Origin of the sequence: Nocardia sp. NPDC060259, from assembly GCF_042728775.1 — a bacterium.
GTDB lineage: Bacteria > Actinomycetota > Actinomycetes > Mycobacteriales > Mycobacteriaceae > Nocardia.
The window spans coordinates 23,522-49,937 of record NZ_JBHXAY010000048.1 but is presented as its reverse complement, the minus strand read 5'-3'; the positions used below and the strand labels follow the sequence as shown (position 1 = coordinate 49,937).

At 68.3% G+C, this 26,416-nt stretch carries 28 protein-coding genes; 17 read left to right on the top strand and 11 right to left on the bottom strand.

What is annotated here, in order from left to right; genetic code table 11:
• The first annotated feature begins 316 nt into the window (after positions 1-316).
• A complete protein-coding gene (locus tag ACFWF2_RS18880) occupies positions 317-964 on the top strand; it encodes a vancomycin high temperature exclusion protein (protein WP_379308718.1) in 648 nt (215 codons plus the stop codon).
• 14 nt (positions 965-978) lie between these two features.
• Here the strand turns inward: ACFWF2_RS18880 and ACFWF2_RS18875 are convergent, their stop codons facing one another.
• Positions 979-1,557, bottom strand: coding sequence for a hypothetical protein (locus tag ACFWF2_RS18875; RefSeq protein WP_379308717.1), 579 nt, complete (start codon positions 1,555-1,557; stop codon positions 979-981).
• A 153-nt stretch (positions 1,558-1,710) separates the two neighbouring features.
• Between ACFWF2_RS18875 and ACFWF2_RS18870 the strand changes: the two genes are divergently transcribed.
• A complete protein-coding gene (locus ACFWF2_RS18870; protein WP_379308716.1) occupies positions 1,711-1,965 on the top strand; it encodes a hypothetical protein in 255 nt (84 codons plus the stop codon).
• A 121-nt stretch (positions 1,966-2,086) separates the two neighbouring features.
• Positions 2,087-5,386: a DEAD/DEAH box helicase gene (locus tag ACFWF2_RS18865; protein ID WP_379308715.1), complete on the top strand. Its 3,300-nt coding sequence runs from the start codon at positions 2,087-2,089 to the stop codon at positions 5,384-5,386.
• On the opposite strand, the gene ACFWF2_RS18860 is transcribed toward ACFWF2_RS18865, so the two are convergent.
• The 3 genes from ACFWF2_RS18860 to ACFWF2_RS18850 form a co-directional block, all read right to left on the bottom strand.
• On the bottom strand, positions 5,368-6,426 hold the full coding sequence (locus ACFWF2_RS18860) for a class I SAM-dependent methyltransferase (protein ID WP_379308714.1): 1,059 nt from the start codon (positions 6,424-6,426) through the stop codon (positions 5,368-5,370). The two genes, ACFWF2_RS18865 and ACFWF2_RS18860, sit on opposite strands and share 19 nt — an antisense overlap.
• A gap of 184 nt (positions 6,427-6,610) precedes the next feature.
• The gene (locus tag ACFWF2_RS18855) at positions 6,611-7,066 is read right to left on the bottom strand and encodes a PTS glucose transporter subunit IIA (protein ID WP_379308713.1); all 456 of its coding nucleotides are present in this window, start codon (positions 7,064-7,066) and stop codon (positions 6,611-6,613) included.
• Positions 7,063-7,293 (bottom strand): glucose PTS transporter subunit EIIB, encoded by a 231-nt coding sequence (locus ACFWF2_RS18850; RefSeq protein ID WP_189033257.1) that lies wholly within the window; start codon positions 7,291-7,293, stop codon positions 7,063-7,065. Before ACFWF2_RS18850 ends, ACFWF2_RS18855 begins: the two co-directional genes overlap by 4 nt.
• A 228-nt stretch (positions 7,294-7,521) precedes the next feature.
• Here ACFWF2_RS18850 and ACFWF2_RS18845 point away from each other — a divergent pair, with 228 nt between their 5' ends.
• The 7 genes from ACFWF2_RS18845 to ACFWF2_RS18815 all read left to right on the top strand — a co-directional run bounded on the left by ACFWF2_RS18845 (position 7,522) and on the right by ACFWF2_RS18815 (position 13,964).
• Positions 7,522-8,868 (top strand): PTS transporter subunit EIIC, encoded by a 1,347-nt coding sequence (locus ACFWF2_RS18845; protein WP_379308712.1) that lies wholly within the window; start codon positions 7,522-7,524, stop codon positions 8,866-8,868.
• Positions 8,869-8,872: 4 nt separating this feature from the next.
• Entirely contained in the window at positions 8,873-9,133 is a 261-nt protein-coding gene (locus tag ACFWF2_RS18840; protein WP_379308711.1) for an HPr family phosphocarrier protein, read from the top strand.
• Positions 9,133-10,797 carry a phosphoenolpyruvate--protein phosphotransferase gene (ptsP, locus tag ACFWF2_RS18835; protein WP_379308710.1) on the top strand — a complete coding sequence of 555 codons (1,665 nt, stop codon included), beginning with the start codon at positions 9,133-9,135 and terminating at the stop codon, positions 10,795-10,797. Before ACFWF2_RS18840 ends, ptsP begins: the two co-directional genes overlap by 1 nt.
• A 283-nt stretch (positions 10,798-11,080) precedes the next feature.
• Entirely contained in the window at positions 11,081-12,253 is a 1,173-nt protein-coding gene (locus ACFWF2_RS18830) for an N-acetylglucosamine-6-phosphate deacetylase (RefSeq protein WP_379308709.1), read from the top strand.
• Positions 12,253-13,032 (top strand): glucosamine-6-phosphate deaminase, encoded by a 780-nt coding sequence (nagB, locus tag ACFWF2_RS18825; protein WP_379308708.1) that lies wholly within the window; start codon positions 12,253-12,255, stop codon positions 13,030-13,032. The genes ACFWF2_RS18830 and nagB overlap by 1 nt, the downstream gene beginning before the upstream one ends.
• A 1-nt stretch (position 13,033) precedes the next feature.
• A complete protein-coding gene (locus ACFWF2_RS18820; RefSeq protein WP_379308707.1) occupies positions 13,034-13,765 on the top strand; it encodes a copper homeostasis protein CutC in 732 nt (243 codons plus the stop codon).
• A gap of 10 nt (positions 13,766-13,775) precedes the next feature.
• On the top strand, positions 13,776-13,964 hold the full coding sequence (locus tag ACFWF2_RS18815; RefSeq protein WP_379308706.1) for a hypothetical protein: 189 nt from the start codon (positions 13,776-13,778) through the stop codon (positions 13,962-13,964).
• Between the two features lie 233 nt (positions 13,965-14,197).
• Here ACFWF2_RS18815 and ACFWF2_RS18810 read toward each other — a convergent pair whose 3' ends face one another.
• Both ACFWF2_RS18810 and ACFWF2_RS18805 read right to left on the bottom strand, forming a co-directional pair.
• Complete coding sequence (locus tag ACFWF2_RS18810) at positions 14,198-14,839, bottom strand: HD domain-containing protein (protein WP_379308705.1); 642 nt, start codon at positions 14,837-14,839, stop codon at positions 14,198-14,200.
• A gap of 73 nt (positions 14,840-14,912) precedes the next feature.
• A complete protein-coding gene (locus ACFWF2_RS18805; RefSeq protein WP_379308704.1) occupies positions 14,913-15,575 on the bottom strand; it encodes a class I SAM-dependent methyltransferase in 663 nt (220 codons plus the stop codon).
• Between the two features lie 100 nt (positions 15,576-15,675).
• Between ACFWF2_RS18805 and ACFWF2_RS18800 the strand changes: the two genes are divergently transcribed.
• Positions 15,676-16,257 (top strand): TetR/AcrR family transcriptional regulator, encoded by a 582-nt coding sequence (locus ACFWF2_RS18800; protein ID WP_379308703.1) that lies wholly within the window; start codon positions 15,676-15,678, stop codon positions 16,255-16,257.
• On the opposite strand, the gene ACFWF2_RS18795 is transcribed toward ACFWF2_RS18800, so the two are convergent.
• The gene (locus tag ACFWF2_RS18795) at positions 16,190-16,486 is read right to left on the bottom strand and encodes a hypothetical protein (RefSeq protein WP_379308702.1); all 297 of its coding nucleotides are present in this window, start codon (positions 16,484-16,486) and stop codon (positions 16,190-16,192) included. The genes ACFWF2_RS18800 and ACFWF2_RS18795 overlap by 68 nt on opposite strands.
• Positions 16,487-16,657: 171 nt before the next feature.
• Here ACFWF2_RS18795 and ACFWF2_RS18790 point away from each other — a divergent pair, with 171 nt between their 5' ends.
• The gene (locus ACFWF2_RS18790; protein ID WP_379308721.1) at positions 16,658-17,593 is read left to right on the top strand and encodes an NAD(P)H-dependent flavin oxidoreductase; all 936 of its coding nucleotides are present in this window, start codon (positions 16,658-16,660) and stop codon (positions 17,591-17,593) included.
• Between the two features lie 74 nt (positions 17,594-17,667).
• Here ACFWF2_RS18790 and ACFWF2_RS18785 read toward each other — a convergent pair whose 3' ends face one another.
• The gene (locus ACFWF2_RS18785; protein WP_379308701.1) at positions 17,668-19,320 is read right to left on the bottom strand and encodes a CocE/NonD family hydrolase; all 1,653 of its coding nucleotides are present in this window, start codon (positions 19,318-19,320) and stop codon (positions 17,668-17,670) included.
• Between the two features lie 65 nt (positions 19,321-19,385).
• On the bottom strand, positions 19,386-20,177 hold the full coding sequence (locus ACFWF2_RS18780; protein ID WP_379308720.1) for a thioesterase family protein: 792 nt from the start codon (positions 20,175-20,177) through the stop codon (positions 19,386-19,388).
• Between the two features lie 137 nt (positions 20,178-20,314).
• On the opposite strand from ACFWF2_RS18780, the gene ACFWF2_RS18775 reads away from it, so the two are divergent.
• From ACFWF2_RS18775 to ACFWF2_RS18765, 3 genes are all read left to right on the top strand, one after another.
• The gene (locus tag ACFWF2_RS18775) at positions 20,315-20,941 is read left to right on the top strand and encodes a TetR/AcrR family transcriptional regulator (protein WP_379308700.1); all 627 of its coding nucleotides are present in this window, start codon (positions 20,315-20,317) and stop codon (positions 20,939-20,941) included.
• Between the two features lie 98 nt (positions 20,942-21,039).
• Positions 21,040-21,510: a hypothetical protein gene (locus ACFWF2_RS18770; RefSeq protein ID WP_379308699.1), complete on the top strand. Its 471-nt coding sequence runs from the start codon at positions 21,040-21,042 to the stop codon at positions 21,508-21,510.
• Between the two features lie 111 nt (positions 21,511-21,621).
• The gene (locus ACFWF2_RS18765) at positions 21,622-22,923 is read left to right on the top strand and encodes a lipase family protein (protein WP_379308698.1); all 1,302 of its coding nucleotides are present in this window, start codon (positions 21,622-21,624) and stop codon (positions 22,921-22,923) included.
• A gap of 75 nt (positions 22,924-22,998) precedes the next feature.
• Here ACFWF2_RS18765 and glnA read toward each other — a convergent pair whose 3' ends face one another.
• Positions 22,999-24,435 (bottom strand): type I glutamate--ammonia ligase, encoded by a 1,437-nt coding sequence (glnA, locus tag ACFWF2_RS18760; protein ID WP_379038951.1) that lies wholly within the window; start codon positions 24,433-24,435, stop codon positions 22,999-23,001.
• Positions 24,436-24,686: 251 nt separating this feature from the next.
• Between glnA and ACFWF2_RS18755 the strand changes: the two genes are divergently transcribed.
• Positions 24,687-25,142, top strand: coding sequence for an RDD family protein (locus ACFWF2_RS18755; RefSeq protein ID WP_379308697.1), 456 nt, complete (start codon positions 24,687-24,689; stop codon positions 25,140-25,142).
• A 40-nt stretch (positions 25,143-25,182) separates the two neighbouring features.
• Positions 25,183-25,566, top strand: coding sequence for a YrdB family protein (locus ACFWF2_RS18750; RefSeq protein WP_379308696.1), 384 nt, complete (start codon positions 25,183-25,185; stop codon positions 25,564-25,566).
• A 55-nt stretch (positions 25,567-25,621) separates the two neighbouring features.
• Here ACFWF2_RS18750 and ACFWF2_RS18745 read toward each other — a convergent pair whose 3' ends face one another.
• Positions 25,622-26,365 (bottom strand): DUF4191 domain-containing protein, encoded by a 744-nt coding sequence (locus tag ACFWF2_RS18745; RefSeq protein ID WP_378852521.1) that lies wholly within the window; start codon positions 26,363-26,365, stop codon positions 25,622-25,624.
• Positions 26,366-26,416: the final 51 nt, after the last annotated feature.

Sequence of the window (26,416 nt, the reverse complement as noted above, 5' to 3'; positions counted from 1 at the left end):
CATCGACACACTATTGAGTTCTCAAAGAACACACGCACAAGCTTCTACCCATTGCATTTAGCAGGGCTTCAGCGAGGCAGGGTTCAAACTTAGCTCATGCCCGTATCCGGATGCAAATCCGGTTCAGGTGAGCCTTCTTACTTGATGTTGTCGGCGCTCATCGTCCAACCTCGTTTTCCCTGGTACTTGGTACCGGGTCGGTGTCCGTGTCGCTCTGACTGGAATTAATTTACGTGTCGACAAATGCAATGTCAAATTCCCTAGTCAGGGGATGTTTCGCCCGTGCTGTCACGAACCACCGCCGGTACGGTGGCTCGTGGACGCGACAAAGGGAGGGTCGGCGATGGCTGTACAGAGTGGGAAGCGGCGGCGACTGCGCCGGGTCCTCGGGGCCGGGTTGGTCGTGGCGGGTGGGTTGGTTCTCGTCACCGCGGGCGCGAATGCGGCCATGTGGGCTATGTCGTCCGGCCATCGGAGTGATGTGGCGGCGGCGCCGGGTGTGCCGGTCGTGATTGTTCCCGGAGCGAGGGTCGCGACGGACGGCACTCCTATGGCGTATCTCCAGGGTCGGCTCGACGTCGCCATCGAATTGGTGGACGCGGGGAAGGCCGGCGAGATACTGCTGTCGGGGGACGCGGGTGGGACCTCCGGAGACGAGATCGCTTCGATGACGCGGTATCTACTCGAGCGTGGGATCGACCCGGCGATCGTGAGGTCCGATGGGGAAGGGCTGTCGACGCGGGAGACGTGTGAGCGGGCGCGGTCGATTTACGGGGTCGAGCGGGCGATCATCGTGAGTCAGTATCAGCATCTGCCGCGGGCGGTCGCGTTGTGCCGGGCGGCGGGGATCGAGGCTGACGGGGTGGTCGCGTACTGCGATTGCCGGCGGAGCACCGAGGTACGCAACAACATCAGGGAGTGGCTCGCGGCGCCCAAGGCTGTCGCGGAGATGGTGCTGCGCTGAGGTTTCCGGTGCCGCTACGTAGACGAGCGGAACAGCTTCTGCCACCACCTCGACGGAGTTGGTGGCGGGAGCGCGACAGGGACGACCTTCGACTTGGACCAGGGCGGGCCTGCCAACAGAGTCCGGCACCCCTCGTGGATCGAGTCGCGAAGCACATCGGGGTCCCAGTAGTTGTCCTCGAGACCCCAGCGGAGGCCATCGAAATCGGTAGCCAGATCAGCTAGCTCAGGACTACCGGCTTCCGGCGTGACTGCCAGGTAGTACAGCTCAGACGCTATCCGGCTCACCTGCTCGGCGTAGTCCTCTTCACCCGCGAGCAAGGCTGCCGCGTCCTTCTCGACCCGACGTAACCGCACGTCGACCTCGCGCGCCGACCAGGTCGCCTCGGTGTCCTCGACGAGACCGAGTTCGGCCAGCGCGGTGCGGAACAGGGCGGGTGCGTCGCGGGTGTCGGTTCGGTGCAGGCAGGCGAGTTCGACCAGGGCCGGGGTGTCGTGGCCCCGGGCCAGCGCCTCGGCGGCCACCATCGGCAGGTCCTCGCCGGGGAGGTAACCCACCGCGAAGCGGTCGGCGGCACTGTCGAGTTCGTTCACCTGGTCAGCGTGCGGTCGGCGGGGGTCGGCGTCAACGGAGTTTCACCGAAGACGTTTCCGCGGCAAAGGAACGGTCAACACTATCCGTCGGTCCGGGAGCTGCGAGGACCGATTCCGATCACAGCGCTGATCAGCGCTTTCCAGGAGGACATTGTGCGAATCGTCAAGGCAGTAGCGGTCGGTCTGGCTGTTGCGGCCGCCACAGTCGTGGGGGCGGGTTCCGCCGCCGCGGAGCCGGAGCAGAAGGAGAACATCTACATCGATGTGAGCGTGCTCGGGTGTTCGTTCGGTGCCGGGCTGGGCGGTGACGTCCTCGTCGCGCTCGGCGGTGGCAGTGGGTCGAGCGCGCTGGTGTCGTCGTCGCTGGCGGCGCGGATGCGGGCGGCAGGCTGCCTGCCTCGGCTGTAGGACCAGCGCCGATGGTCTCGCCACGGCAGGCGGGACCATCGGGCTGCCGCACCGGCGGGATCGCGATCGCGTACCGTGATCGGCGTTGTCAGCACTGGTGGCCGACGGATTGAGGTGCATCGTGGGCGGATCCGAGCACGCCGCGCGGCTCGTACGTTTCTGGCAGACCGTGGAGTTGTTCGGTCCGCATCGTGTTTCCGACGTCGGCGCGCTACCCGATGACGGGATCGTCGTCGAGCCGGCGGCGGATGATCTCGCGCCGTGGGAGGACCAGGCCGCACTGCCCGCGTTACAGCCGGGGCGGGTGTGGCAGTTCGTGGTGTACGGCGGCTTGTTCGGGGTGGGGCGGGCGCGCGAGGCGCTGGTTCGCGCGTTCGGGGAGGATCGGCTCGAGGCCGATGCGCGGCGGGCCGGTATGACAGCCACTTTCGCGGTCACCGTGACCGACGACGGAGTGGTCGTCGCGGGTTCGGCGACCTTGTCGGGGCTGGCCTGGGCGGTGAATCGACTGCGGTCGCCCGGTCCGGCCGACAGTGGCTGGGCCGAGGGGTTCGACCATGATTCGGCGGCTTTCACCGCCGCCTTCGATACTTTGACGCGCGAGGCCGCGGCTGCCGGCACCGAGCAGGTGCGGCAGTCACCACGGTGGCGGGCGTTCGACATGGCGGGTCGTGGTGTCGGGGCTTCGCTCATCGCGGCGGGTGCGGACGGGGTCATCTCCCCCGGGCTCGCGGGGATGTCCGCGCTGGCCTTCGCCGAGCGACTCCTGCCCCGGGACACGGAGGAACAGCCCGAAGCGCCCTGTCTCACCGGTCGTGATCTGCATACTTTCACCGGCGAACTGTGTGCGGCGCTCGGGATTCGGTCGGAGCTGCGCGCGGGTGGGGTTCGTGTCGCGTGTGTCCAGGTGCCGGCGCGCGATGCGGACAGCATCGCCACCGAGGACCGGCTGAACAGCGGTCTGGGCGAGGATCTCGCCGCGCTGGCAGCGGCCGTGGAGCGTGGCGATATCGGTGCGGCGCTACAGGATTACCTCGCGGCGACCGAGACACTGCCGGTCGACGAGCGGATCGATGTCCGGCAGCGCCAAGACGTGGTCGTCGAAGGGTTGCTCCCCCACCTGGTTCCGGATGGACGGTGGCCGGGCGACCCGCTGGTGTCGGGCCAGCAGTTCGCGGTCGATCGGGCGATGGCCGGATTGCGGGACGGCGCGGGGATTTTCGCGGTGCACGGCGCGCCGGGTACCGGCACGACGACGATGCTGCGTGATCTGCTGGCGGGGATCGTCGTCGAACGGGCCGCGCAGCTGGCGACCTTCGACGATCCACTGGAGGCGTTCACCGGCATCACCGAGCAGGTGCAGGTCGCGAAGAACTACACCGTCGGCGCGCATCGGCTGGCGCACAGTGTCACCGGATACGAAGTGGTGCTGACGACGGGTAGCGAGGAGGCCGCGGCCGACGTCGTCACCGAGATCCAGCGTCGCGAGGCGGTCGATTGCGAGGTGAACCACTTCACCGAACTGGCTGATCTCGTCGGCGACGAACCCGCGTGGGGGTTGGTCGCGGCGGCGATGGGCGACGATCGCCGGACTTTCGGCGAGCGGTTCTGGTTCGGCGAGCGGTTCGCCGGCGAGCGCAAGGCCGGGTCGACCGCGGGCGGCATGCTCGACATTCTCAAACACGCTGAGGCGGATCCGGATTCGCTGCCCGACTGGTCGACCGCGGTGCGGGACTTCGCCGGTCGACGCGCCGAGGTGCGCAGGCTCGCGCAGGAGCGTCAGGATGTCGCCGACGCGGTCGCCGATCTGCCGACCGTGCACGAGCGTCTGCACTCGATGGCGGCGGAGATCGCGAATGCCGATACCGCGCACGCGCATTGGCGGGAACGTCATCAGCTGGCCACCGAGCAGCTGCGGGCCGCGCTGGCGACCCAGCATCGGGTCGGCAAGCTGCTCGGTGAGCACGGTGGGCAGAAGCCGGGGTTTCTGGCGTCACTGTCGACCGGGTTCCAGGCCGGACGGCGGTGGAGCGCCAGGAGCACTGAGCTGCTGCGCGAGCGGCATATCGCCGAATCGGAGATACGGCGGCGGCAGACCGAGGTCGAGTACACGCGCGGGGAATGGGCGGCGGCGGCCGAGCACGGGCGACGGCTCATTCGTGATCATCTCGAGCTGACGACCCGGCGCGAGGCCGCGTTGGAGATCATCGAACGGGCGCGGGAGAACTGGTCGGACACTATTCCGTTCGGCGACGCCGCCGGAGACGACGAGCAGTTCCAGCTGTGCAATCCGTGGGCCGACGAGCAGTACGCGGGCGCCCGGCGTGAGCTGTTCCTGTCCGCGTTGCGGTTGCATCGGGCGTTCCTGCTCGATGCCGGGTCGCGGGTGCGCGACAACCTGATCGTCGCCATCGCGCTGATCCGGGGCGAGCTGGCCGAGGAACCGAAGCCGGAAACCGTGGTGGCCGCGTGGCAGACGCTGTTCCTCGCGGTGCCGCTGGTCGCGACGACCTTCACCGCGGCGCCACGGTTGTTCGCCGGGCTCGGGCGGGAAGCGCTGGGCTGGCTGTTCGTCGACGATGCGGGGCAGGCCGCGCCGCAGTCGGTGGCGGGTGGGCTCTGGCGGGCTCGGCGCGCGGTGATCGTGGGCGATCACCGTCAGCTGGGGCCGGTGGGGACGTTGCCGACGTCGGCGCAGGAGGCGCTGGTACGGCAGTACGGGCTCGATCCGGAATGGATGCCGGACCTGGCTTCGGCGCGCAGGGCCGCCGATCGTGGTGCTCGGTTCGGGACGTGGTTGACGCCTGCCGATCAGGCCGAGCCGGTGTGGGTCGGGGCACCGCTGCGGGTGCATCGGCGCAGTGACCTGCCGATCTTCGAGTTGACGCATCGCATCGCCTACGACGACGACCTGCTGATCTTCGGCACGCCGGAACGGCCGGAGTTTCCTGGGCAGAATCGGTGGATCGATGTCAGATCGGCACGGGCCGAGGGTAATTGGATTCCCGGGGAAGGTGAGGCGCTTGCCGGGCTGCTCACCCAGCTGGCCGCGGACGGCGTTGTCCCGGGCGACATCCGGGTCGTCAGTCCGTTCCGCGATGTCGCGCGGGGCGCGCGGGAGATCGCGCGCGAGGTTCTCGGGGCGGAGTTCGCCACCCAGCACGTGGGGACTGTCCATGCGATGCACGGGAATTCGGCCGAGGTGGTGGTGCTGATCCTCGGAACGTCCCCGGCGGCGGGTGGGTCACGACGCTGGGCCGCGACCAATCCGAATGTGCTCAATGCGGCGGTGTCGCGGGCGCGGCGGCGGGTCTATGTGATCGGCAACTACCGATTGTGGAGCAGCCAGCGGTATTTCGAGGATCTCGCCGCGGTGTGGACCGTGCAGGACCAGCCGGTGGATCAGGCCGTCAGCCGGTAGAAGCGCCAGAACCCGAACTCCTCGATCGGGAGGACGTCGACGGCGGCGAAGCCCGCCTTGGCGGCGTAGTCGGCCAGCTTCGCGGTGCGCATGACGGTGCCGGTGCCCGCCGAACCGGGGTGCGCCATGCCGTCGGGCAGGCAGATCAGCAGGCTGAAGCCGTACATGAGGCGGTCGATGTCGCCGGCCGGTGCCGTGAACTCCGGGGCGACGGCTTCGTCCATCACGATCGCCGCGCCGCCCGGGCGCAGGGAGTGGCGCACCGCGGTCAGTACCTCGACCGGATGCGGCATGTCGTGCAGGCACTCGAAGGCGAAGACCGCGTCGTAGGTGGATTCGGGGAGATCCGTTGCCGCGTCGGCGTGCTGGAAGCTGACACGGTCGCCGAGGTCGCGGGCGTTGTCGCGGGCCATCTCGACCGAGGGCTGGTCGATGTCGTAGCCGTCGACCGTCAGATCGGGGTAGGCGCGGGCCAGTGCGATCGACGACCAGCCGCCGCCGGAACCGACATCGGCGACGCGGGCGCCGGGGCGGGACAGGATCGCGTGCACGTCCTCGACACGGGCGAGGTCGGTGGCCAGGCGGCGTTCGAACCAGGGGCGGTTCAGGTCGGACTGCGATTCGCGCATGTCGATGCCGTATTCGGACCAGCCGACGCCGCCGCCGTCACGGTAGGCGCGCACCAGTGCGGGCAGTTGAACGGCGGCGCCGGCGAGCATTCTGGCCAGTGGCGCAAGGTAATTGAGGCTGTTCTGGTCGGTCAGTACCTCCGCCGCGCCGGCCGGGAGTGCGAACCTGCCGTCGGCGCCGACGGTCAGGATGCCGGTCGCGGCCTGCTGCTCCAGCCACTCCTGGGCGTACCGGAGGTCGCCGCCCGCGCGCTCGGTCAGCTCGACCGCGTCGGCGGGACCGCCATCGGCCAAGGCCCGATACCAGCCGAGCCGATCGCCGAGATGCACCGCCAGGAGGTCGATGGTGCCGAGCGCCGCACCGAACAACCGGTCGGCGAACTGCTCACTGGTCTGCTCCGCTGCGCTCACTGCCGGTCCTTTCGTGATGCCCCGTTGCCACGAACTACGCAACGGCGAGTCGAAGGGTTCATCCGGGACCGGTCAACGATTCGGTCACCGGCCTATCCGTTGCCGGCCCCGAATAGGCTCGACAGCAACAACGACGGGATCGGTCGCGAAACCAGCTGACGCTCCGAATACGTCAGCTGGTGTCCTATGGCGAATCGAACAGCACGGCGCCGGGATCCACCTCGGTGCCGATCGCGTCGCTGGTGATCGAGTCCTTCGGGGAGTCCATCACGACGATCGGGCAGATCGGGGAGTTGCCGGTGGCGGCGATGTCGGTGGGGTCGAAGGTGACGATCGGGGCGCCCGCGACGACCTCGTCGCCTTCGGCGGCCAGGAGCCCGAAGCCCTCGCCCTTGAGTTTGACCGTGTCGATGCCCAGGTGGACGAGGACGCCGACGCCGCTGCCCAGGATGACGAAGGCGTGGGGGTGCAGTTTCAGGATCTTGCCTGCGATGGGCGCGGTGACCGTCAGGGTGCCGCGGGTGCGGTCGGGGTCGATCGCCACGCCAGCGCCGACGATCTGACCGGCGAAGACCGGGTCGGGGACGTCGGTGAGGCCGACGACCTTGCCTGCGAGCGGGGCGAGGACCGGGACACTCACAGGATGTCCTCGATGTCCTCGGCGAGGGTGTCCGCCTCGGGGCCGACGACGACCTGCACGACCGTGCCCGACTTGAGGACGCCGTGAGCGCCCGCGGCCTTGAGCGCGGCCTCGTCGACCTTGCCGCCGTCCTTCACCTCGGTGCGCAACCGGGTGATGCAGGCTTCGATCTCGACGATGTTGTCGGCGCCGCCCAGACCCTTGACGATCGCTTCCGCTTTGGACATGTGTTCTCCCTTTCCGCGGTGGTTGCCGGTTCCAGTATGGGAGCCTCGAATGTGCGCCACGTCATATTTCGCGGTTGACATCCGGTAGCCACCTGGTCAAACTTACAACTGGTTATGACCGGACAGTACCCGTCAGGGTGACCGGTTCACAACAGTTAACCCGGACAGGCTCGTAAGTCCGTCCGGCTCGCCGAGACCGCCGGCAAACCCGGCACGAAGAAGGTCGACATGACTGCCGCTACCGACAGCCCCAAGCAAGAATCGAAAGTGTTCGCGGGATTGCAGCGCCTGGGTCGCAGCCTCATGCTGCCGATCGCGGTGCTCCCCGCGGCGGGCATCCTGCTGCGCATCGGCCAGGACGATCTACTCGGCCGTTTCTCCGCGCTGGAGAGCACGGCGGCGGTCATCTCGGCGGCCGGGCAGGCCGTGTTCACCTGGCTGCCGCTGATCTTCGCCGTCGGTATCGCGATCGGCTGGGCCAAGAAGGCCGACGGGTCGACGGCGCTGGCCGCGGTGGTCGGTTACATGGTCATCGACGGCGTGTTCAAGGCGATGTCGCCGATCGTGCTGGCGGGCAAGACCGATCCGAAGGGCGCGCAGGCGCTGATCAACTACGGCGTACTCGGCGGTATCGTGATGGGTCTGCTGTCGGCGATCCTGTGGCAGCGGTTCTATCGCACGAAACTGCCCGATTTCCTCGGCTTCTTCAACGGCAGGCGGCTGGTGCCGATCCTGACGGCGGTCACCGGTCTGATCGTCGGTGTCGGCATGTCGTTCATCTATCCGGCGTTCAACTCCGCACTCACCTGGGTGGGCGAGACGGTCGCCGACAACACCGTTCTCGGTGGCGGCATCTACGGCACGGCCAACCGCCTGCTGATTCCGACCGGCCTGCACCACATCCTGAACTCGACCGTGTGGTTCCTCGTCGGCGACTACACCGACGCCTCCGGCCAGCTCGTGCGCGGTGACCTCAACCGGTTCTTCGCAGGCGACCCGACCGCGGGCACCTTCATGACCGGCTTCTTCCCGATCATGATGTTCGCGCTGCCCGCCGCCGCGCTGGCGATCTGGCGCAATGCGCGGCCGTCGCAGAAGAAGCTGGTCGGCGGCATCATGCTCTCCACCGGCCTGACCGCGTTCGTCACCGGTATCACCGAGCCGCTGGAGTTCTCGTTCATGTTCGTGGCGTGGCCGCTGTACGTGGTGCACGCGATCCTGACGGGCACGTCGATGGCGCTGGTCAACGCGCTGGGCATCCACGACGGGTTCACGTTCTCGGCGGGCGCGATCGACTATCTGCTGAACTTCGGCAAGGCGACCGATGCGTGGATGCTGATCCCGATCGGGCTCGGCTACGCGGTGATCTACTACGTGCTCTTCAGCTTCGTGATCAAGAAGTGGAACCTGCGGACGCCGGGTCGCGAAGCCGAGACCGATATCGAGGCAGGCGCGCCCGATGTCGCGGCGGTCGAAGCCGAGACCGCGCTGACCGCGACCGGCGATACTCGGACCGACGCGCCATTGGTCGCCGAAGTCGAAACGAAGCTGGACAAGAAATTGGAAGGTGAGTGAGGCCATGACCACCCGCACAGTCGTCGTCGGATCCGAGGTGGGGCTGCATGCCAGGCCCGCCGCGAAATTCACCCAGGCCGTCCAGGCCACGGGGGTGCCGGTGCGGATCTCGGTGGGAGGTGGTGAACCGGTCGACGCGGCCAGTGTGCTCGCGGTGATGACGCTGGGCGCGGGCCACGGCACCGAGGTCACCCTGCACGCCGACGACGACGCGGTTCTGGACAGTCTGGCCGAGCTCGTTGCCTCGGATCTGGACGCCGCCTGATGGGCGAACAGGTGATCCGTGGACTCGGGGTGAGCCCCGGTGTCGCGTGCGCGCCGTGGTTGCGGTTCGGTTCGCAGCTGGCGACCTCGCCGCAGGATCCGGTCGGCGGGTCGGCCGAGGAGGAGCTGGCCAGGGTCAAGGCGGCTCTCGGCGGCGTGGCCGACGAGATGCAGGCCAGGGCCGGTCGCGTGAGTGGTGTCGCGGCGGAGATCTTGTCGATGTCGGCGACGATGGCCCGTGATCCGGGCATCGTCGCCGCCACCGAGAAGCAGCTGGCCGACGGGATGCCGACGGCGCACGCGGTGCACCTGGCGTTCGAGGGATTCTGCGACAAGCTCGAGGCGCTCGGCGGGTACATGGCCGAACGGGCGACCGACCTGCGCGATATCGGCGGGCGCACCGTCGCGGTGCTGCTCGGGGAACCGATACCGGGCATCCCGGAGCCGGGATATCCGTTCATTCTGGTCGCGCGTGACCTCGCGCCGGCGGACACGGCGATGCTCGGTGACAGCGATGTGGTCGGGCTGCTCACCACCGAGGGCGGGCCGACCAGCCACACCGCGATCCTGGCGAAATCGCTGGGGCTGCCCGCGGTGGTGAACTGTCCCGATACCGATCGGCTCGTCGCGGATGCGCCGGTGTTGCTCGACGGCAGTACCGGTGGTGTCGTGATCGATCCGAGTCCGTTTCGGCAGCGGGCGGCTGTCGAGCAGGCGGCGGCGGACGCGGCGCGGCTGGCCGCTGCCAGTGGGCCGGGGCATACGGCCGACGGGACGCCAGTGCAGCTGCTGGTGAATATCGGGACCGTCGACGACGCCGAGAAGGCGGGGCCGGTCGACAGCGAAGGCGTCGGGCTGTTCCGCACCGAGTTCATGTATCTCGGCAAGGCGACGGCGCCGAGTCTCGACGAGCAGATCACTTCCTACACAACAGTTCTCGAGCAGTTCGCCGGGCGCAAGGTCGTGGTCCGCACGCTCGACGCGGGCTCGGACAAGCCGTTGCCGTTCCTCGATCTGGGAACCGAGGAGAACCCCGCGCTGGGAGTGCGTGGTCTGCGGGTCGGGACGGTATTCCCCGATACTCTGGCCACCCAGCTCACCGCGCTGGCCAGGGCGGCCGAGGCGACCGGTGCCGAGCTGTGGGTGATGGCGCCGATGGTCGCCACCGCCGACGAGGCTGCCGGATTCGCCGAGCTCGCACGGGAATCGGGATTGCGCAAGGTGGGTGCGATGATCGAGATCCCGGCGGCGGCGCTGCGGGCGTCCGATCTGCTCACGCATCTCGACTTCGTCAGCATCGGCACCAACGACCTCAGCCAGTACACGTGCGCGGTCGACCGGATGGCGGGTGGGCTCGCGCATCTGCTCGATCCGTGGCAGCCTGCGGTGCTCGACCTGATCGCGATGGTCGGTGCGGCGGGGGCGGCGGCCGGGAAGCCAGTTGGAGTGTGTGGTGAGGCGGCGTCGGATCCGACGCTGGCGCCGGTGCTGGTCGGGCTCGGGGTGACGAGTCTGTCGATGTCGATGCCGGCGCTGCCCGCGGTGCGGGCGGCGTTGTCGGCCGTCGACATCGAGAAGTGCCGGGATGCGGCGGATGTCGCGTGTGCGGCCAGGAATCCGCAGCTGGCACGTGAGGCGGTCGCGGCGATCATCGGGCGGGCATGAATCTGAGGACGGTGTGCGCGGTTCGGCCGGTGGCCGGGCCGCGGCACTTCGACCGTTTGCGGCAATCGTTCGATCCGATGCCGCGCGGCCACTTATTCCGCGCCGTCGAGGTCGGCGGTGCACGCACCTGGCCAGAATCTGTCGATGCCGACACAGCGAGCCGACGCGGCATCACGCGGCCTCGGGCGGACGACCTGCTCACGAGCATGCCCACCGGCGTCGGTGCGGGTGGACCGGTAGGCCAGGGCCAAGTGCGGTCGGGCACACGTCGGGGTATGGCGCGGTGATCTCGCGAGGCGTGGTGCGTGGGCGGCTCCTGGGGACCGGCAGCGGCGAGATTGCCGATGGTGTGGTCGAATTCGATGCCGGGCGGATCAGCTGGGTCGGGCGCGCCGCGAATTATCCTGCTGTGGAGCAGCTTCCGGCAGCGAGCGCGGATCTGGTACTGCCTGGGCTGATCGATGTGCACTGCCATGGTGGTGGCGGGTTCGGATTTCCGAATGGCGATGCCGCCGGTGCTCGGGTCGCCGCGGCGAATCATCGCGGTCAGGGGACGACCGGGCTCTTGGGCAGCCTGGTCTCGGCGCAGCCGGAGGTACTGGTCGAGCAGGCTGCGGTTCTTGCCGATCTCGTGGCGGATGGCGAGCTGCTCGGGATCCATCTCGAGGGGCCGTTCATCAACGCGATCCGGTGTGGTGCGCAGGATCCCGCGGCCATCGTTCCTGGTGATCCCGCATTGTTCGAGCGGATCTGCGAAGCGTCGCGTGGCACCGTCCGGTCCATGACGCTCGCGCCCGAGACCGCGCATTTCGAGGAACTGCTCGCCGCGATGCGGCGCAATGATGTGCTGCCGAGTCTCGGGCACACCGATGCGGATGCCGCCACGACCGCGGCGCGGATCGCCGATGCTGTCGGCGGGCCGATCACCGCGACGCACCTGTTCAATGGGATGCCCGGACTGCATCACCGCTCCCCCGGCCCGGTTGCCGCCTGTCTGGCTGCTGCCGGGCGGGGGGACATGGTGGTCGAATTGATCGCCGATGGAGTGCATTTGGCGCCGGAGACCGTGGCGATGGTGTTCGAGACGGTCGGGGCGGGGCAGATCGCGCTGGTCTCCGATGCGATGGCGGCTGCCGGGTTGGGTGACGGCGACTATCAGCTGGGTGCGCTGGATGTGCGGGTGTGCGACGGTGTCGCCCGGCTCGCCACTGCCGACGGAACTCCGGGTGCCATCGCGGGCGGGACCGCCCGCTTGCTCGATGTGCTGCGGTGGACGGTTCAGCACGCGGGAATCCCGCTCGCCGAGGCAGTCACCGCCGTCACCCGCACTCCCGCGCGCGTGCTCGGCCTCGACGACCGCGGCGTCCTCTCGGTCGGTGCGCGCGCCGACCTTCTCGTCACCGACCAGTCATTGCAGCCGCGGCGGGTGTTCGTCGCCGGAACGGAAGGAATCTGATGGAGATCGTGATCCGGGCGGACGAACACGAGGTGGCTACGACGGTCGCCGGTATCGTCGGCGGGTATGTGGAGCGCGGGAACGCGATCCTTGGTTTGGCCACCGGGTCGTCGCCGCTGGGCAGTTATCAGGAGCTGGCGCGGCGGTATCGCGAGGGTGAGATCGACTTCTCGACGGCGAGCGCGTTCCTGCTCGACGAGTACGTCGGGCTGCCGAAAGAGCATCCGCAGTCGTATTTTTCGGTGATCCGCTCCGAGTTCGTCGATCATGTGAACCTCGATCCGGCGCGGGTGCTGAGCCCGAACGGCGAGGCGGGCGATATCGCGGGCGAGGGCAGGCGCTATGACGCCGCCATCGCGGCCGCGGGCGGGGTCGATGTGCAGTTGCTCGGTATCGGCACCGACGGGCACATCGGTTTCAACGAGCCCGGGTCGGCGCTGACCTCCCGGACCAGGGTGAAGACGCTCACCGAGCAGACCCGCAAGGACAATGCCCGCTTCTTCGACGGCCCCGAGGACGTGCCGCATCACGTGCTCACCCAGGGGCTCGGCACCATCGGTGAAGCCGGGCATCTGGTGATGATCGCGCTCGGTGCTGGCAAGGCCGACGCGATCGCCGCCGCGGCGGAGGGTCCGCTGTCGGCGTTCTGCCCGGCCTCGGTCATGCAGTGGCATCGGCACGTCACCGTGGTGATCGACGAGGCGGCGGCGAGCAAGCTGAAGCTGGCCGACTACTACAGGTACGCGCTGGCAAACAAGCCTGCCTGGCAGGCTTTCTGAGATGACCGCGCTCGAGTTCGCGGTGCAGGATGTGGCGGGTGCGGTCGGCGCCCGCCGGGTCGGCGCGGATCGGGTGGAACTGTGTGCGGCGCTGGGCAGTACGGGCGGGTTGACCGCGAGCATCGGGACGATCGAGGCGGTGGTGGCGACGGGGATTCCGGTGCATGCGCTCATTCGTTGCCGGGCGGGCGGTTTCGTGTATGCCGAGGCCGACGAGATCGCGGTGATGAATGCCGATGCGCGGGCGGCGGTATCGGCGGGAGTGGCCGGACTCGTCGTCGGGGCGCTCACTGCTGACCGTCGGGTCGACGTCGAGGTGCTGGAGCGTGTGCTCGACGGTGTTCCGGTCGATGACATCGAACTGACCTTTCATCGCGCCATTGATCAGGTCGGCGACCGGTCGGCCGCCGTGGACACGTTGGTGGCCCAGGGAATGACCCGGGTCCTCACCTCCGGCGGCGCTACCCGCTGCGCCGACGGTCTCGACGAACTCGCCGAGACGGTCGCCCACGCCGCCGGACGGATCCAGATCATGGCCGGAGGCGGGGTCACCGTCGGCGACATACCGGCCTTGCATCGCGCCGGCGTCGACGCGGTGCACCTCTCGGCCCGCCGCGTCGTCGCCGATGACGGCGGGCCCGGTGGCGGTGGCACCTCTGGTCACGAGCAACTGGATCAGGAGCTCGCGGCCGCGGCGGCCGCAGAGCTGCTCACCGTGGACGCCGCTCGCTGACTTGCCGCCCGTGCGAGGTATCGACCTCGGCGGAGACCGGCTCGGCCGGCTGCCACGTCCTCGATTCGAACAGCGACCGGCCTGGATCGCCGATGACAGCGCGCTGGATGGGGCCGGTGCCGCCGCCGACCACGAGCGGCTGGATGACCAACTCGCCGCTGTGGCCGCACAGCTACGGGCTGTGGATTCGGTCGGCTGATCGACCACCCACGTCGGCCCGGACGACGGCGAACCTGGCGCTGACGGCGCGCTCGGTCATGAGCGACCGGAGGACGAACTCGCGGCCGCTGCCCAGCTGCACGCAGTGGATGCGACCGGTTGACCGGCTGACGACCAAGCACCCGGACGATCAACCGCGAGTGTCAGTTCGCTATGTGGCCTGCGCCGCGTCCGCCCCAGCACATCGAGAGCAGTCTGCCTGTGCGAGTCAGCTCAGGAACGTTCGGCGAGGATGAGTTCCGCCTCGCCGGGATTGCAGTCGAACGCGGCCTGGACCGCGGCGATCGCCCCCGCGTGGTCGCCCGCCGCGGCGAGCCGGTCGATCTCGGCCCAGCGGTCCGTCGGTGGCGCCACCGACAGATCCAGTTTGCGTTCGAGCCTTTCCCACATGCGTGCCACGGTCGGGTCGTCGGCGAGCAGCCCGCCCAGATGAGCCTTGAAGGTGGGGTGTTCGGTGCGGTACATGCCCATCCAGCTGCTGCCGGGTGGGCTGGCTTCGGCATTGGCGGTGCGGTCGGCCAGCTTCAGGATCACCGCCTGCGGGTGTGCGGTGATCTTGCTGTAGGCGTCGAGGTTTCGGGCCTTACGGTTGGGGCCGATGCCGGTGACCGCCCACACCAGGTCGAGAACCTCACGGCCGAAACGGGATTCGACATCCTCGGCGGTGACGGGAGTGTCTTCGACGACGTCGTGGAGCCAAGCGGCGGCGGCGAGCGAGCCGTTGTAGCCGAAATCGTCGAGCACGGCGCGCACCGCGGCCAGATGGATGATGTAGGGATGGTCGCCGTAGCGCTGGTCGCCGTGCGCCTCGACGGCGAACTCGCGTGCTTCGGTTTCCCGCTGATCGAACTCCATGCCGCACCCCCGTGCTCTATCGGCGAACCTGTCGAGATCGACCCTAGCCGAGGCCACCGACAGGTGGCCCGGATCAGCGGGAAGCGGGTTTCACCGCGGTGAGGATGCCGGTTTGGTACTTGCTCTGCGTGTAGTCGAGTTCGGTGAATCCGGCGTCGCGCAGTTGGTCGGTGTAGTGGCGGATGTCGGCGTCGGCGAAGGGGTTGCCGCCGCCGAAGAAGGGGGCGAGTACCTTGCGCGCCCCAGGAGTGAGTGAGGCGTCGGCGAGCAGCAACCGTCCGCCGGGGCGCAGGACCCGCCACATCTCGGCGAGCGCGGTGCCGCGATGTGGCTCCGGAATGTGGTGCATGACGAAAGTGCAGGTGACGACATCGAATTCGCCGTCGTCGAAGGGCAGGTCTTGGGCCGGGGCATGCTCGTAGCGGTGCTGCGCCGCGCCGTCACGCTGCCGATTGTCGGCCACCGCGATCGCCGAGGGATCGACCCCGACGGCCGTACCGGACGGGCCGGTCACAGCGCCTGCGGCGCGCACGAGTTTGCCCGGCCCGCAGCCGATATCGAGCGTGCGGTGGCCCGGCGCGATTCCGGCCTTCCGCACGAACTCGGCGAGCAGGCTGCGCTGCCTGCCCAGGAAGAACACCGCGGTGAACAGGTTGTAGCGGCGCAGGCCGGCGATGACCAGACCGGTGTCGCTGTCGTCGACGAACATGGGAGTGAGAAGCTGGTTCTGTGACATGGGTCCATGGTCGAACGCGGCGACGGCGGCGACCAGAACCATAACCGCCGGATCTGTCCGATTCCGGACACATCCGGTGCATCCGTCCCGTGGAGGAACGATGGCCGAGCACACCGATCGCCGGGTCCGCCGGACCAGGGACACCCTGCACCGCGCGCTGATCGAGCTGATGATCGAACGCGGCTACGACCGGGTGACGGTCAGCGACATCATCGACCGGGCCGACGTCGGGCGCTCCACCTTCTACGCGCACTACCGCGACAAGGACGATCTACTGCTGGTCAGCTGCACCGAGTTCCTGCGCCGCGAGATCACCAGAACCACCGCCCCCGGCTCGCCGATCGCACCGCTGCGGGTGATGTTCCATCTCGCGGCGCAGTATCCCGAGGTGTATCAGCCGCTCATCGGACCGAAGGCGACCACGACCGTGCTGCACTCCTACCGGCGGTGCGTGGCCGACCTGATCGGCGAGCTGGTCGACGGACTGGCCGACGATACCGTCGCGTTCCTGTCGTGGGGGCTGGTCGGCGTCCTCGGCACGGTGATCGATCCGAACGCCCCGGTCCCGTCGGCACGGGCATGGCGACGTTTCGAGGCGCTGGCCCTGCACGGACTCAACGGCAGCGCAGATCAGGCCACGGCGGGCGCCGCAGAATCGCCAGCGCCGCGATCACCCCGGTGAGCAGGCCGATCCATTCCCCCAGCTGGGCGATGCGATTGGAGTCGACGGTGGGTGTCCAGTGCGCGCGGCCGTCGTGCACGACGAACACGCCGACCGGGCGGGCCGATCGCCCGAAGGCACTGCCGCGCGCGACGGTGATGATGGTCGCGCCGTCGGCCGTCTCCATCGGTTCGCCGAATATCGTCGGTGGCGCGGCGACCGCCTCCTCGAGCCGATCCCTGATCGTCATCGAAACCCCCGTTCGTCGTTGCGACACTGCTGACGAACATACGCCTGAGCGGTGCGGTCCTCGGCCTTTCGAACGCGGCGTGCGTGATCACTGTCACCCGCGCTTGGCATGATGGGTGGGCCGAGCCACGACGAGAGGTGCCGAGCCATGACCAGCACAGCGGAACAGGACATCCTGGCGACACCGTGGTCGCGTTCGATCGGTCTGCGTGTGCCGGTGGTGAACGCGCCGATGGGCGGTGCGGCGGGGGGACGGCTCGCGGCGGCGGTGTCCGCGGCGGGTGGGCTTGGCATGATCGGGATGGGCAGCGCCGGATCGGTGGCCGCGCTGGAGCGCGAGCTCGCGGCTGCCGGAGGCGCGGTGTCCGGGATCGGGCTCGTCGACTGGGTCCGCCGGCGCGAAACCGGCCTGCTCGAGGCCGCGATCGCCGCGAAGCCGCGCATTCTGTCGATCAGTTTCGGCACCGATTTCTCGTGGGTACCGGTGGTGCAGGCGGCGGGGATTCTCGCGGTGACGCAGGTCTACGACGTGCCCGGCGCGCATCGTGCCCAGGATGCCGGTATCGATGTGCTCGTCGCGCGTGGCAGCGAGGGCGGTGGGCACGGCGCCGACCGGCTCGCGCTGCTGCCGCTGCTCGACGCGGTGCTCGATATCGCGACGGTTCCGGTGCTGGCGGCGGGCGGGATCGGTTCCGGGCGCACACTGGCCGCGGTGCTCGCGGCCGGTGCGGCGGGAGCATGGCTCGGGACGTGTCTGGCGGCGGCGGACGAGTCGCTGGTGCCCGAGAACGCCCGGCGGGCGATGCTCGCGGCCGATTCCACCCATACCGTGGTGACCACCGCGTTCGACAAAACGCTCGACCTGCCGTGGCCGCCGATCTATCCGGCTCGGGTGCTGCGCAACGACGTCACCGATCCCTGGTCGCGGCCCGAGTTCGACGAGTCGCGGCCTAGCGCCGAGATGCTCCGTGCCGCTATCGAATCCGATGACGTCACCATCGCTCCGGTGGACGCCGGTCAGGGCGTCGGCCTCATCACCCACATCGAACCCGCCGCCGCGATTATCGATCGGTTGTGCCGTGACGCGGCGGTGTTGTTGCGCCGCTGACGACCGGCGCACCCGTCTCGACCGTCGTCGGTATCCCGCACACCTCAGACCGATTCGTGGTGGTCGCGGCGCAACTAACCAACCGGGTTGTGCAGGTCGACGATGCGCGCGGGATCGTTCAGCATTCCCTGGTCGAGCTGGATTGTTTCCTCGGTCCGCCATCTGGCGTGCCAAATCGGTACGCCGCCTGCGAGATCGGTCTCGCGGGAGTTGGTGAGTAGCGGCAGCTCGAGGCGGGCCGCTGACACGGTGACGGTGGCGTTGGCCGGGGTGTGGGACCAGACGTCGTCGACGACATCGGTGATCCGGATGCCGAGGCGATGGCCGGTGGTCAGGCGGGCGTCCTGCCAGAGCAGGCGGATCCGCGCCTCCGGGCCGACGGGGGCGATGCCGCGGGTGATGACGGTGGCGCGGCCGTCGGCTGCGATGTCGTAGAGCTCCAGGGCGACAGTGGCATTCGGCGGTCCGGCGAGGTTCAGTGTCGCGGTGGCCCGGCCTGCCAGGTGCAGCGCGCTGGTCACGGGCGCGGAGATCGACCAGATTTCGCGGTCGGGGCCGGGGAGCAGGCCGCGATCCTGGAACGTGCCGGTGCGCAGGTCGACGGTGACGCGCTGGGAATCGGCTGGGGGCCAGACACTTTCACTGCGCCAGCCGCCGTCGAACTGGCCGACGGTGACCGGCGGTCCGGGGACCTCCACGGCCGCGCCTGCCACGTGCCGGTCCAGGAACGCGGCCAGCTCCGCGTTGAAATGCGGTGTGCCGCAGCGGCTGCGACAGTCCGAGTGACCCCACTGCCCGAACCACGCGCGGTGCTCGCCGGGGCCCATCCCCTGCCAGGCGTCGAGGACGCGGTCGGCTCGGGTGTTGGAGTCGAGGAAGCTCTGGCCGAGGAACAGGGGAGTCGTGTTGCCGCGCAGGTCCTCGACGATGTCTCGGTCGCGCCAGCCTGGGTTGGCGCCGTTGTGGTCGGTGGTGAGCGCGAGATAGCTGTCGGTGCACTCCTTGGTCGTCTGGAGCGCGTTGGCCTGGTATTCGGGTGAGTCGTCCCAGCGGCCCGGCGTGTGGGCGATGGCGAGATGTTCCGGGCCGGCGAGGTCGGCGGGGCGAAGGCCGTCCTCGGTCAGCGGTTTTCCGCCGAACTTCCACGAGACGCCCTGCATGTACAGGTAGGAGTACGGGTCGACGACCGGCTCGAAGGCAGCGACCGCGGCCAGTCCCTTCGGTTTCGCGGCCAGCGCGAGCATGCCGGTCCAGCCTTCGTAGGAGGTGCCGACCACACCGACCCGACCCGTCGACCACGGTCGGCTCGCGGCCCATTCCACCGCGGTGGCCACGTCGGACCGCTCCCCCGGGCCACCGAAATCCGGGCATCCGTTGGACCCGCCGAAGCCGCGCAGGTCCACGATCACGTAGGTGTAGCCGGACTTCAATGCCCATTCCACCGGCAGGTTGTCGGTGGACGGTCCGCCTTCAGGGCGCGGCTGGGTGAGGTAGGCCAGGTGCGCACGGTACGGGCTGGCGGTCAGTAGTACCGGGGTGCGCACGTCGTCGGCCAGACCCGCGGGCCGCAGGACATCGGCGTGCAGGCGCGTGCCGTCCGGCGCGGTCAGATACTCCTGCGTCCACGTGAAGGCCACATCGACCGGCTCGGCCGAGACCGGCGCCGCCATACCCAGCACCAACGCCACACCGGCGACGACCCGCGCCACCATTGCACCCCATTGCACGGATGGACTATTGCCGCTCGCGGCAGCGGCGTCCAGCCCCGAGATCCTGGGGCGGAGCTGTGTCGCTACGGCTGCGGGCGGACGGTCAGGATCTGCTCGGCGACTCCCACCGGTCCCCGGGTGTCGTGCAGCACGGTGGTGGTCAGCCCCTGGCCCGCGTGGCCGAACGTGACGCTGGTGTCGAGGCCGGTCCAGGAGCCTTCGGGTTGCCGGTACAGGTGGATGGTCAGATCGACGTTGGGGAACATCCACTTGGTCGGCTCTTGCCGGACAGCGATGCCGTTCGCGGTATCCACCAGCGCGAGGAACGAGGCCAGCGGGTCGGTGGATTCCCCGGCGACCAGATTCACCGCCGACTGGATCCAGGCGGTGGTTCGCCCTGGTTGCGGGTGACCGACGGGGCGGGCGTCGAGCGAGGCGATGTAGCCGCCGGGCCATACCGAGGTGAGCGGCCAGGGAGACAGCGATTCGGGCGCGGGCAGCCGGTCGGGCTCGCCGCCCGCGACGCTGTCGGTGTCCTGGGTGCTCAGCATCCAGGCGCGGGCGCTCACGACGCTGCGGCCTGCGATGGTGACCGTGGCCTCGACCAGTTCGATGGTGCGGCCGGGGCGGATCGTCTTGACGTCGATGTCGAACTCCTCGAACCCGATCCGGCCGAGGATGTCGAAGCTGATCCGGCTCATGACCAGCGCGGGGCGTTGTTCCCGCGCCTGTGCGCGCTGGATCTCGTGGACGATCAGCCCGGCAAGCGGGCTGAAGTGCTGCTCGTCGGTGCTCCAGGCGCCGCCCGCGTGGACGGTCGGCACGAAACGGTGCGTGCCGATTCGCTGGAAGTAGCTGGTCGCCGGGCTGCTCATGTCCGTCACAAAACTCAACCTACGGGTCGAGTTTTCATCTTACAAGTCGGTTCACCATCCTTGTGGTCGACTTCACTGGCGTGCGTCCGGGCAATTGGCGGAATGGTTCGACGACCGGCCCCGGATATGATCGGCCGATGACTTCGATTGCGGACGAGAGCGTCGCGCCCGCCGGGCGCGCAGCGAGACGACGCGATCGCCGCAAGGCGGAGATGATCGATGCCGCGCTGCAGATCCTGTCCGGCAGCGGCTATCAGGGAATGCGGTTCGAAGACGTCGCCGAACGTTCCGACATCGCGAAAGCCACTCTCTACCACTATTTTCCGAGCAAGGACGCGCTGGTGTCCGCGGCGCTGGAGAAGCTGACCTCCGATGTGCTGACCCACCTCGGCGACGCTCTCGATGCCGCGGCGGACCGGTCGGCCACCGATCGCCTCCGCGCACTCGTCGCCGAGCAGTTGCGGGTGCTGACGGTGCTGTATCCCGAAGTGGGCAAGCTCTTCTCGTTCCCCGCACCGTGGCCCGCCGAGCACACCGAAGCCATCAAGACCATGCGCCGACGGCACGATCGGATCTTCCGCGAGGTCGTCGACTCGGGCATCGCGTCAGGCGAATTCGACTGCCCCGATCCCTCGGTCGCACTGCACTGCCTGCACGGCATCCTGAACCACGCCTCGATCTGGCTCCGCCCTGATGCCGACCCCGACGGCCGCACCCGCGACGCCGTCGTCGACGAATCGATGCGCCTGTTCGTCCGGGCTTGATCGCCTCGTCGATCAGGTCCGGTGTCTCGGTGTCGGACCCACCGGGTAGCTTCTCCGGCACGAGTGGGGAATCCCACTCGCTACGGGAGGGGATCACCATGGCCGAGCCGAGAACTCACCACTACCAGTTCGCACACCAGGCCCTGCCGAACCTGGCCCAGCGGCTAGGAGCGCGCATGGTCACCGACGAACCGCCGCACGGCTACACCGAACAGCTGAAGTACCTGTGGGACAACGTCGGCGAGCGCCTGGCCGCCGAGGACCGCCTGCCGAGCGATGGCATCACAGGCCGCCGCGTCGACGCCGACGGATTCCAGCTGCTGCTCGTGGAACTACCGGCACCAGCCGCCGCCGCGGAAGCACATTTCGTGGCGGTCGTTCTGCCCGAGAACTCCGACGACGTCAGGGTGTTCACCCTCGAACGCGCCACCTCCCAGCCCGCGGACCGCAGCGACGCCACCATGCTCGGATCCTGGGCGAACCGCAGCCACTTCAACCTCGGCCCCGGCCCCCACCCCGACCCGACCGCCTTCATCGCGGCCATCCACTCCAAACTCGCCGCCCGATAACCCGGCGCGGTCTTCGTCGTCGGTTCGGGTATCTATCCCGATCGGGAGATGTACCCTGCTGCCTTCAGGGGGATTCGCGGGCGGCGGTCCCTTCCATGGAGGGAAGTCTCAATGAAGGGCAGTGTTGTATCAGCCTGTGGTGCAACGGGTTCAGTGGTCAAGCGCGGTCAGCTGCGCTCGGTTCTGATCGCAGTTTCGGCCGTGTTGTGTATTACCGGTACTCCCATGGCGGTGGGTCATGCGGATCCGCTGCCAACTCCGCAGAACGACCCGTTCTACACCCCGCCATCGGGCTGGGACTCGGAGGCGCCGGGCACCATCCTGAATTCGCGACCCGTCGAGGTGGCCTCGCTGGCGCCGCAGGCGCAGGACGCCGATGCCTGGCAGTTGCTGTATCGAACGACCGATACCGACGGCCGGCCCATGGCGACCGTGACGACGGTGCTGCGCCCACGAACCGGGCAGGTCAAAGGATTGATCAGCTATCAGGCTGCCACGGATGCCTCGGCCCCCCAGTGCGCGCCCTCGTACGTCCTCCGGCAAGGAGCGCCGGACAAGTACGACTCCTCGCTGGATCTCATTCAGATCGAGCAGATGCTGTCGTCCGGTCATGCCATTTCCGTACCCGACTGGGAGGGGCCGGAGGGGACGCTGTTCGCCCCGAGACAGCCGGGTTACGCCACGCTCGACGGAGTGCGCGCAGCCCAGGATTTCGCGCCGCTCGGCCTGCCCGGCATCGATACTCCGGTGGCCGCGATGGGCTACTCCGGCGGGTCGTACGGCACCAGTTGGGTCGCGCAGATGCAACCTACCTACGCTCCCGAACTACGGCTGGTCGGTGTTGCCATGGGTGGTTGGACAGTACCCATCGGCCCCTACATCGCGACGCTCGACGACGGTCCGTTCTCCGGCTTCCTGCCGTCGCTCCTGCCTGGCATGATGCGCACCGATCCGCTTCTGGCGGCGGCATTCGACAAATATCTGACGCCCGCCGGGCAGGCACTGATGGCCGCGGGTGACAGCAAATGCGTGACGCAGAACGTGGCACAGCATGCGTTCCTGCGCATGGACGACTACCTGACGATCCCTTTTTCGCAACTGCTCGAGCAGGTACAGGCGTCGTTGAAAGCGTTGGACTTCAGCCCCGTGGCCTCGACCCCGCCGCTGTTCCTCTACAACGCCGTGCACGACGAGATCGTCACCATCGCAGGGCCCGACAAGGCGGTGGCACAGTGGTGCGCCGCGGGGGCGCCGATCACCTATACCCGGGACCAATTGAGCGAGCACGTCAGCCTCGCGATCAGTGCGACTCCCGCGGTTCTGCGCTGGATCGATGACCGTCTGGCGGGGCAGGCCGCGCCGGACGGTTGCTCGACGCGCACAGTGCAGTCCATGTCGCTCGGTGGTGCGTAAAACGCAAATCGCCCGCCCACGGAAACCGTGGGCGGGCGATTCAGACACTGCTACCGACGAATCGGCTGCTGCGACTTACACGTCGTAGTACAGCTCGAACTCGTAGGGGTGCGGACGCAGGTTGACCGGCGCGATTTCGCTGTCGCGCTTGATCTGGATCCAGGTCTCGATCAGGTCCTCGGTGAAGACGTTGCCTTCGGTGAGGTAGTCGTGATCCTGCTCGAGGCGGTCGATGACCGTCGCGAGGCTGGTGGGGGCCTGCGGGATGTTCTTGGCCTCCTCGGGCGGCAGCTCGTAGAGGTCCTTGTCGACCGGAGCCAGCGGCTCGATCTTGTTCTTGATGCCGTCCAGGCCGGCCATCATCATGGCGGCGAAGGCCAGGTACGGGTTACCCGAGGAGTCAGGCGCGCGGAACTCGATGCGCTTGGCCTTCGGGTTGTTGCCGGTGACCGGGATGCGGACCGCGGCGGAGCGGTTGCGCTGCGAGTACACCAGGTTGATGGGGGCCTCGTAGCCCGGCACCAGACGGTGGTACGAGTTGACGGTCGGGTTGGTGAACGCCAGCAGCGACGGGGCGTGGTGCAGGATGCCGCCGATGTAGTGACGCGCCAGGTCCGACAGGCCGCCGTAGCCGGCCTCGTCGTGGAACAGCGGCTTGCCGTCCTTCCACAGCGACTGGTGCACGTGCATGCCCGAGCCGTTGTCACCGAAGAGGGGCTTCGGCATGAAGGTGACAGACTTGCCTTCCTGCCACGCGGTGTTCTTCACGATGTACTTGAACAGCTGCAGGTCGTCCGCGGCGCCCAGCAGCGTGCCGAACTTGTAGTTGATCTCGGCCTGGCCGGCGGTGCCGACCTCGTGGTGGCCGCGCTCGAGCTCGAAGCCCGCGTTCTGCAGGTTGGTCGAGATCTTGTCGCGCAGGTCGACGTAGTGGTCGTACGGGGCGACGGGGAAGTAACCGCCCTTGTTGCGGACCTTGTAGCCGAGGTTGCGGCTGCCGTCCGGGTTGAACTCGTTGCCGGTGTTCCACGAGCCGGAGATCGACTCGATCTCGTAGAACGAGCCGTTCATGCCCGAGCCGTAGCGGATGCCGTCGAAGATGTAGAACTCGGCCTCGGCACCGAAGTACGCGGTGTCGGCGATACCGGTCGAACGCAGGTACTCCTCCGCCTTGCGCGCGATGTTGCGCGGGTCGCGGGAGTACGCCTCACGGGTGAACGGGTCGTGCACGAAGAAGTTCAGGTTGAGCGTCTTCGCGGCACGGAACGGGTCGATCCGAGCGGTGCTGAAGTCGGGGAGCAGGAGCATGTCCGACTCGTCGATCGACTGGAAGCCACGCACCGAGGAGCCGTCGAACGCCAGACCCTCTTCCGCCAGGTCGGCGGTGAACGCCTTGGCCGGGATCGAGAAGTGCTGCTGGACGCCGGGAAGGTCCGAGAAGCGGATATCGACGTATTCGATGTCCTCTTCCTTGATGTGCTGGATGACCTCTTCGGCCGTGCTGAACGTCACTTGTTCTCCTTACGGATCGGTTCCCAGCCAGTCACGATGCATGGGTTCGTCGCGACCTGACGCTATGGACGCGGTGTTTCCCTACAGTCAAGGCTGTGTTTCGCCAGTGTTACGCGTGCCGGATTCGAGGTGATGTCTGCCATCCGGGCGCGAGCTGCATCGTAATCCTGCCATCCGCCCGATCGCGCGAAGACGTGACCTCCACTAATGCGGCCGTGGGCGGCCGATAGCGCGCCACTATCCTGGGAGCCATGGCGCGTATCACCGGCACATGGCTCTCCGGAAACCCCGCGGAGCCGGGCGACTCGGAAACATCCGGCTACCCCGGCGAGCTGTACGGGCTGCCGCGCGAAGGGGCGGGATCGCTGACCGCGACCTGGCGCCGGGTCGTCGCCCTGTTCATCGACTGGTTCATCGCGGTCGGCATCGCCGCGGTCATCACCCGCAGCTTCGTCTCCTCGTCGGTGCCGCTGCTGGTGTGGTTCGTGATCGGTGTCGCCGCGGTGACGCTGTTCGGGTTCACCCCTGGCCAGTACTTCATGAAGCTGCGGGTCATCCGGATCGATGCCCCGGTGGCGGTCGGGTTCGTGCGCGCGCTGGCCAGGCAGGTGCTGCTGGTGTTCGTCGTCCCCGCGCTGTTCACTGACGCCGACGGTCGCGGCATGCACGACCGAGCCACCGGAACCGCGCTGGTCAACGCGCGCTGAGCCCGCGCGGCGGGTCACCGGTGGTCGTACGCTGAGGCCCGTGTCACTGAATCCGGCCATGCTGGCCGCGCGTTTCCTGCTCGAACTGATCGCCATCGCCTCGTTCGGGGTGTACGGATGGCGGGCCTTCGATTCCCCCTGGCGATATCTGCTCGTCGTCGTGCTGCCGATCGCGGCCGCAGTGCTCTGGGGCACGTTCACCCTGCCCGACGATCCGGGCCGTGGCGGCGGTTCGCCGGTGCCGGTCTCGGGTCCGGTGCGGCTGGTCGTCGAATTCGTCGTGCTGTTCGGCGGGGCCGCGGCACTGTGGGCCGCGGGACTGTCCCGGGCCGCGCTGATCTCGGCGACGGTGCTCGTCGCGTATCACCTGCTGGCCTACGACCGGGTTCTATGGCTGCTGACCGGACGGTCGCCGAACTCCTGAAACGGCACGAGCCCGGCACCTGCGATCAGGTGCCGGGCTCGTGGAAATCGCAGGCTCAGCGGCGGCGGATGGCGCGCTGCATGCCCTTCATCTTGGCGCCGGGGGGCATCGGGCCCTTCGGCATCGCCGGGCCGCTGCGCGAGCTGAGGGCCGTCAGCCTGCCCTCGATCTGGTCGATCCGCTTGACGTCGATATTGCGGGGCAGCTTGGTGAGGAACTTCTGCAGATCCTTGAGCGGGGTCTGGCCCTCGTCGTTGCCGACGATCACTTCGTAGATGGGGGTGTCACCGACCAGGCGGGCGGTGCGCTTCTTCTCCTGCGCGATGAGCGACTTCACCCGCTGCGGCGAGCCCTCGGCGACGAAGATGACGCCGGGCAGGCCGATGACGCGGTGCACGGCGTCGAGCTGGGTGGTGGCCGCGACGCCGTTGGCGACCCGCCACTTGCCCTGCAGGTTCTCCAGCACCCACGCGGCAGCACCAGCCTGGCCCTCGGCCTTGCGGTAGACGTTCTTCTGCACGCGACGTCCGAAGATGATGAACGCGAACAGCACACCGAGCAGCAGACCCAGCGGCAGCAGGAACCACTGCATGTCGAAGATCAGACCGATGAGGAAGAAGACCACCGTGGTGCCGACGAGTGCGCCGATCATCAGCGGCAGCAGCGCCTTGTCTTCCTTGCGCTGCATGTTGAACGCCTGCCACAACTGCTGACGCCGTTCGCGTGATGCCTGCTTGCGGGCCGCTTTAGCCGCGGCCCTGGCTTCCTTCGACGGCTTGCCGCCCTTGCCTCCTGCCATGTCTCTCAGCTTAGATGCCCCTCCGCCGACCCGTCTGACCGCATGACGCTC